This is a genomic window from Streptomyces thermodiastaticus (genome assembly GCF_014656135.1).
Lineage (GTDB): Bacteria > Actinomycetota > Actinomycetes > Streptomycetales > Streptomycetaceae > Streptomyces > Streptomyces thermodiastaticus.
Map to the genome: position 1 here is coordinate 75182 of NZ_BNBV01000027.1, position 7096 is coordinate 82277.

At 74.3% G+C, this 7096-nt stretch carries 5 protein-coding genes and 1 pseudogene; 1 reads left to right on the forward strand and 5 read right to left on the reverse strand.

Annotated features, from left to right (window positions below):
* Positions 1-35 precede the first annotated feature (35 nt).
* Positions 36-551 carry an ATP-binding protein gene (locus IE286_RS21845; protein WP_189798463.1) on the forward strand — a complete coding sequence of 172 codons (516 nt, stop codon included), beginning with the start codon at positions 36-38 and terminating at the stop codon, positions 549-551.
* Here the strand turns inward: IE286_RS21845 and IE286_RS21850 are convergent.
* From IE286_RS21850 to IE286_RS21870, 5 genes and pseudogenes are all read right to left on the reverse strand, one after another.
* A complete protein-coding gene (locus IE286_RS21850) occupies positions 490-1650 on the reverse strand; it encodes a uroporphyrinogen-III synthase (protein ID WP_189798464.1) in 1161 nt (386 codons plus the stop codon). The genes IE286_RS21845 and IE286_RS21850 overlap by 62 nt on opposite strands.
* Positions 1651-1741: 91 nt before the next feature.
* A complete protein-coding gene (locus IE286_RS21855; protein WP_189798465.1) occupies positions 1742-3118 on the reverse strand; it encodes a nitrate/nitrite transporter in 1377 nt (458 codons plus the stop codon).
* Positions 3119-3316: 198 nt separating this feature from the next.
* Positions 3317-4483, reverse strand: coding sequence for an acyltransferase family protein (locus IE286_RS21860; RefSeq protein WP_189798466.1), 1167 nt, complete (start codon positions 4481-4483; stop codon positions 3317-3319).
* A complete protein-coding gene (locus tag IE286_RS21865; protein WP_189798467.1) occupies positions 4480-6705 on the reverse strand; it encodes a bifunctional polysaccharide deacetylase/glycosyltransferase family 2 protein in 2226 nt (741 codons plus the stop codon). The genes IE286_RS21860 and IE286_RS21865 overlap by 4 nt, the downstream gene beginning before the upstream one ends.
* Positions 6705-7096: pseudogene (locus IE286_RS21870) on the reverse strand (translation initiation factor IF-2); the annotation flags it as partial. The gene IE286_RS21865 and the pseudogene IE286_RS21870, both read right to left, overlap by 1 nt.

Sequence of the window (7096 nt, forward strand, 5' to 3'; positions counted from 1 at the left end):
TTGCTCAGCTGCGCATCGGCGGCGAGGAAGTCTCCATGGGCACCGTATCCCTGCCCGACACCTGGGTGTACGCCCTTCGCCTGCCGCATGATCCCCGCGCGGCACGTGTCGCACGTATGACCGTACGGACGGCGCTCAGCAGCCATGGACGGCACGAACTGGTCGACGTGGTCGAGCTGTTGACCTGCGAGCTGGTCACCAACGCCTATCGGCACACCTGCGGGCCCGCCTCCCTGCGGCCGGCCTGCCTCGCGGACGGCAGGCTGCGCGTCGGAGTCTGGGACAGCCACCCACGGGTCCCGGCCCCGTTCGGCGATCCGCCCTGGGACCGGGTGGGCCCCGCCCCGGAGGACGCCGACGGCGGGCGCGGGCTGCGGCTGGTGCAGGAGCTCGCGGACTCCTGGGGCAGCTGGACCGTCCGCCCCGGTCCGCTGGAACGCGGGGCGGGAAAGCTGCTGTGGTTCGAGGTGGGCGAACTCCGCGAGGGCCTCACTCCTCCCCGTACTTGCCCTCCGTCTCCGGGCCCAGAGCGAGCCGGTACCCACGCTTGACGACCGTCTGGATGAGTCTGGGGGTGCCCAGGGCCGTGCGCAGGCGGGCCATGGCCGTTTCCACCGCGTGTTCGTCGGTGCCCGCGCCCGGCAGGGCGCGCAGCAGGTCGGCGCGGGAGACGACCCAGCCCGGGCGCCGGGCCAGGGCGCGCAGCAAGGCCATGCCGGCCGGTGGCACCGGGCGCAGCTCGCCGTCGAGGAGGACCGCGTGACCGCGGATCTGAAGGCGGTGACCGGCCACGGGCAACGACGGCGTGCGGGACGGCAGTTCGCGGCAGAGCAGCTGCACCAGCGGGCCGAGACGGAAGCGTTCGGGCTGCACCGTGTCCACGCCGCGCGCCTGCAACGGCACCGCGGTGACCGGGCCGACGCACGCGGCCAGCACCCCGTGTGCGAAGGACTGCAGCAGCTCGGGCAGCATGCCGCGCTCCTCGGCCCGCGCCAGCAGGGACGCGGCGGCCGGTGCGCTGGTGAAGGTGACCGCGTCCAGGCCGTGGGAGGCTGCGGCGTCCAGCAGGCGGTCGAGCGGGCCGAGGTCCTGCGGCGGCATCCAGCGGTACACCGGCACCGGGACGACCTCGGCGCCGGCCGCCCGCAGGGACTCCACGAAGCCCGGCAGCGGTTCGCCGTGCAGCTGGACCGCCACCCGCCGGCCGTCCACGCCCTGGGCGAGCATCCGGTCCAGGACCTCCGCCATGGACTCCGAGGACGGCGACCACTCCTCGGTCAGCCCGGCGGCGCGGATCGCGCCCTTGACCTTGGGGCCGCGGGCCAGCAGTTCCGCCCGGCGGAGCCGGTCCAGCAGTCCTTCGCCCAGGCCCCAGCCCTCGGCGGCCTCCACCCAGCCGCGGAAGCCGATCGCGGTGGTGGCGACCACGACGTCGGGCGCCCGGTCGATGATCTCCTTCGTGGCGGCGAGCAGTTCGCTGTCGTCGGCGAGCGGCACGATCCGCAGGGCGGGCGCGTGGACGACGTCGGCGCCGCGCCGCTGCAGCAGCGCGATGAGTTCGTCGGCCCGGCGCGCAGCCGTCACGCCCACGGTGAACCCGGCCAGCGGCCCCGGCTCGGGCCGCCCGGCTGCCTGCTGTTCGTCGTGCATGCACTCTCCTAGCTGACCGGCATCCGCCGGCATCCGAGCCTGTCAACAGCGTGTGACAGGCTCGGTTCGGCCGCATTGCGCCGGAGTTACGTCACGCCTCGGCGTGTTCCAGGCGCGGTTCCGGCTCTGTCGTCACGGTAGTCACGGTCCGCCCGGTCGGTCGACGCAGGTATACGGCCCAGGTCAGGGCGAAACAAACGGCGTAGTGGACGAGGAAGGCGACGAACGCGCCGGTGCCGGAGCCAAAGGAGAGGAAGGACTGGCGGAAGGCGAGGTTGATGCCGACCCCGCCGAGCGCCCCGACCGCGCCGATCAGTCCCATGGCGGCGCCGGACAGGCGGCGGCCGTACGCCGTGGCGGCCTCTCCCTGAAGTCCTTGGGCCAGGGCTTTGGCGTGGAAGATGCCGGGGATCATGGTGTACGAGGAGCCGTTGCCGAGGCCGCTGAGGGCGAACAGGGCGACGAAGACGGTCACGAACAGCGGCAGCGAGGCGCGCATGCTCGCCACGATCAGTCCGGCGGTCGCGGCGGCCATGGCGACGTAACACCACAGGGTGATGCGCGCGCCGCCGTAGCGGTCGGCGAGCCGGCCGCCGAGCGGCCGGATCAGCGAGCCGAGCAGCGGGCCGATGAAGGTCAGGCAGGCGGCCTGCAGCGGGGTCCGGCCGAACTGGCCGGTGAGCACCTGGCCGAAGGCGAAGCTGTAGCCGATGAAGGAGCCGAAGGTGCCGATGTAGAGCACCGACATGATCCAGGTGTGCAGGTCGCGGGCGGCGTCCTTGGCGGCGCCGGCGTCGTTGCGCACCGTCGCCAGGTTGTCCATGCGGCAGGCGGCGCACACGGCGGCCACCACGATCAGCGGGATGTAGATGCCCAGCAGGACGCGCGGCCCGCCGCCCGCGGCGATCACGGCGAGCGCCACCAGCTGGATCGCGGCCACGCCGACGTTGCCGCCGCCGGCGTTGAGGCCGAGCGCCCAGCCCTTCTCCCGCAGCGGGAAGTAGGCGTTGATGTTGGTCATGGACGAGGCGAAGTTGCCGCCGCCGATGCCGGCGAGCAGCGCCACCCACAGGAAGGTGGTGAAGGAGGTGCCGGGATGCATGACGGCGAAGGCGGCGACCGTCGGCACCAGCAGCAGGGCGGCCGAGATCATTGTCCAGTTCCGGCCGCCGAAGAGGGCCACGGCGAAGGTGTAGGGGACGCGGACGACGGAGCCGACGAGGGTGACCAGGGAGGTCAGCAGGAACGTGTCGGCGGCGGTGAGGCCGTACTCCGGGCCCATGAAGAGCACCAGCACGGACCACAGGGTCCACACCGAGAAGCCGATGTGCTCGGACAGCACGGAGAACCAGAGGTTCCGGCGGGCGATCCGGCGTCCCGTCGTCCTCCAGAAGTCCTCGTCCTCCGCGTCCCAGTGTTCGATCCAGCGTCCTGTGCGGCGAGGGGGGATCGGGGCTCGGGCTGTCATCGCGCCTCCACGGGCTCCGGCTGCTCGGTCGGGTGTCGACCTGCCGTCGACTGACTCGCACCGACGCTAGAAAGGGCGCGTTTCCTGGCTGTGGCGGCGGGTGACCGTGAGGGAACGTTGCTCTCACCGTCCCGGGCGGGGCGGTGAGAGGGCGGGTCCCAGCGCCTGCCGGCCGGTCTCGGCGCCGGCCGGCCGGTATCAGCGCCGGCTTGCCGGCCACAGGTGCGGCCGGCGTCGCGCCGCGAGGTCCTCGACCCAGCCGAAGGCGCAGATCGCGGCACCGAGCAGCGGCCACACCAGAACGCACATCCACAGGCCGCTGCTCGCGTCGAGGACGGCGGCCGCCTCGTCGCCGCGCAGGAGGGGCAGCCGGTAGACCTGGTCGAGCAGCGGGACGGCGGCGGTGATGAGCAGGTTGTGCCACAGGTAGACGGTCACCGCGCGGTTGTTGGCCAGGGTGATCAGGCCGTCGAAGCGGCGCAGCCGCTCCGGCAGCCGCCGCCAGGACGGGGCGCCGTGCAGCAGGATCACCACGGCGCCGAACGACCACAGGGCCTGGGCGAGGGGGATGTCGTTGAGGTCCCAGCCGCTGTCCCCCCGGTGTCCGGCGGCGCACGCGAGGCCGGCCGCCATGCAGAACGCCGCCCCGGACACCGCCAGGTAGCGGGGGACGAGCCGCAGTGCTCCTTGCCGGTGGGCGAAGCCCAGGATCCAGCAGCCGCCGTACACCACGAAGTCCGTCACCGCGTCGCCCGCCTCGCCGGGGACGGTCACCAGGCCGGTGCCGAGCACCGCGGTCAGGGCGAGCGGGGCGAGCAGGGTGGGCCACGGGGCGCGGCGCCAGGCCCGCAGCAGCAGGGGGGAGGCCAGCACGAACCACAGGTAGGCGCGCAGGTACCACAGCGGACCGGCCGCGTCGTCGGCCCAGGTCGTGCCCAGCAGGCCGGCGGCGGAGCCGAGGTGCTCCGGGTAGGGCGGGGCGCCGAGAGGGACGAGGTAGGTCAGGAGCCCGGCCAGACCCGTGATGCCACCGGAGCCGGGGCCGTGCAGGGGGGTCCAGCCGGCGAGCAGGAGCAGCGGCAGCAGGACGGCGGCGAACGCCCACAGCGGCGGCAGCAGGCGACGCAGCCGGTCCCGGAGCACGCCGGGCGCCGACCGGCGGTCCAGGGAGCGGGCCGTCAGGGAGCCGGCCAGCGCGAACATCACGCCCATGGAGGGGAACAGCACCGTCAGCCAGGCCCAGCCGAACAGGTGGTAGACCACCACCCGGAGCAGGGCCAGGGCCCGCAGCAGGTCCAGGTACCGGTCGCGGCCGGGGGCCGGGGAGTGTCCGGGGGCCGTCCGCGCCGCGAGGGTCTCGGTCATGCCACGGGCCTCCCGGGTGCGGTGGTGCTCATCGCGTCCGCCCGCTCCCGTGGCTGCCGTGGCTCCGCCGGCCCGGGGGCGCGCAGCACGCCGGTGCGGCGCAGTTTCTGCCAGTGCAGCCGGCCGCCGGTCAGCGCGGTGATCCAGGACTGGAGCAGCACCACGTACATCAGCTGCCGGTACAGGATCTGCTGCAGCGGCAGCGAGACCAGGTGGATCATGGGCTCGCGGTCCAGGCGGAAGGCGTACGCGGCGCACAGGGCCTGGACGGCGAGCACGCCCAGCCAGGCGGCGATCGTCTTCTGCGTGGGCCCGAAGACCAGCCCGTACAGCAGGAACAGGTCGATCAGCGGGGCCAGCAGCGGGGCGACGACCATGAACAGGGCGACGAGCGGCAGGCCGACGCGGCCGAACCGGCCGGAGGAACCGCGGTCCAGCAGCGCGCCGCGGTGTTTCCAGATGGCCTGCATGGTGCCGTAGGACCACCGGTAGCGCTGGGACCACAGCTGCCGGACCGTCTGCGGCGCCTCGGTCCAGGCGCGGGCGTTCTCCGCGTAGACGACCCGCCAGCCGGCGCGGTGCAGGGCCATGGTGACGTCGGTGTCCTCGGCAAGGGTGTCGTCGCTGAGGCCGCCGGCCTGCTCCAGGGCCGAGCGGCGGAAGGCGCCGACCGCGCCGGGGACGGTCGGCATGCAGCACAGCACGTCGTACATGCGGCGGTCGAGGTTGAAGCCCATCACGTACTCGATGTGCTGCCAGGACCCGATGAGCGAGTCCCGGTTGCCCACCTTGGCGTTGCCGGCGACGGCGCCGACCCGCGGGTCGGCGAAGGGCTGCACCAGCTCGCGGACGGTGGACGGTTCGAAGACCGTGTCGCCGTCCATCATGACGATCAGGTCGTGGGAGGCCTCGGCGATGCCCCGGTTGAGGGCGGCGGGCTTGCCCGCGTTGCGCTGCCGGACGACGCGGACGCCGGGCAGGTCGAGGACCTCGACGAGGTCGGCGGTGCCGTCGGTGGAGCCGTCGTCCACGACGAGGACCTCCACGGGGTGCTCACCGGCCACCAGCGAGCGGACCGTGTTCTCGATGCACGTGGCCTCGTTGTACGCCGGGACGACGACCGACACCGGTGCGGTGACCGGCGGTCCCCACCTCGGGCCGCGGCGGCGGACCCGCCGGGCGTGCGCGGCGGAGAGCAGCACCATCAGGGCGAACCGGGCGATGACCAGGGCGCCGACCAGCGCAAGGCAGACCGCCAGGGCGCCGGTGAGCCGCTCGGAGGCCTGCACCAGGAGGATCCACGCCGTGCCCTGCCACAGGTCGGCGCCGGTGACCGGGGTGAGCGCGCTGGGGGCGCCCAGGGCCTCGGTGAGGTTGTCGAACCGGTAGCCGCGGGCCTGGAGCGCGGGCAGGTAGCGGTCGAGGGCCCGGACGGTCTGCTGCCGGTCGCCGCCGGAGTCGTGCATGAGGACGACGGCGCCCTGGTCGCCCTGCGGGGTGGCCCGGCGGACGATCTCCGCCACGCCCGGCCTGCGCCAGTCCTCGCTGTCGAGGGTGTTGACGACGGTGATGTAGCCGCGGTGGCCGATGTACCGGGTCACCGGCCAGGACCGGTCGTCCATGGCGTCGGCGAAGGAGGAGTACGGCGGCCGGAACAGCGAGGTGCGCACCCCGGCCGCGCCGGTGAGGGCGAGCTGGTTCTGCGACAGCTCCCAGTCGATGCGCCGCTCGGACTGGTACGACAGGTCGGGGTGGTTGAACGTGTGCAGGCCGACCTCGTGCCCCTCCGCGACCATGCGCCGCACCAGGTCCGGGTGGCGCGAGGTCATGGTGCCGGTGACGAAGAACACCGCGTGCGCGTGGTGCTTCCTGAGCACGTCCAGCACTTTCGGCGTCCACTGAGGGTCGGGGCCGTCGTCGAAGGTGAGGACCAGCCGGCGGTCGGGGATGCGCAGGCTGGTGGCCCGTCCGTGCCGGGTGTCGATGACCGGGCCGCCGTCCAGGATCCGCCGCGGCACCGTGCCGGTGGCGGCCTCGGGGCGGATGCGGTGGTCGGCGAGGATCTCGCTGTGCACATAGCCGCGCAGCATCAGCATCGCCGTCAGCGCGGCCAGCAGCAGCGCGGGCACCAGCAGCCGCAGCGGCAGGCGCCGCGGTGGGCGGCGGGTGCGGGCGGCGGCACGGGTGTCGCGGGCGGCGGGCCTCGGGCTCGGGCGGGCCATCAGGCGGCGACCCCCGGCGCGGACGGGGACGGGGACGGCGTCCGGGTGCCGGCCGGGCCGGGCCCGGGGACGGTCGTCGCGCCGGGCGTCGTGGTGGGATGCGGTGCCGTGGTGACGGGCACCGGGCTGCCGGGGCCGGTCGCGACGTTGCCGGGCCCGTCCGCGCCGGATCCGGTGCCGTCGCCGCCGGGGTCCTGCGGTGCGGGCGTGCCGTCGGTGGGCGTACCGCCGCCGTCGGGCGGCGTCGGAGCGGGCCAGGTGCCGGCCGGTGGCATGGTCGGCCGGGTCACCGGGGTGCTCACGCCGGCCGAGGGCCGGCGCGGGCCGCCGGTGGCGGTGGTGGCGGGGCCGGGGCGGGCCGAGGCGCCCGGGTGGCCGGGGCCGGCGGACG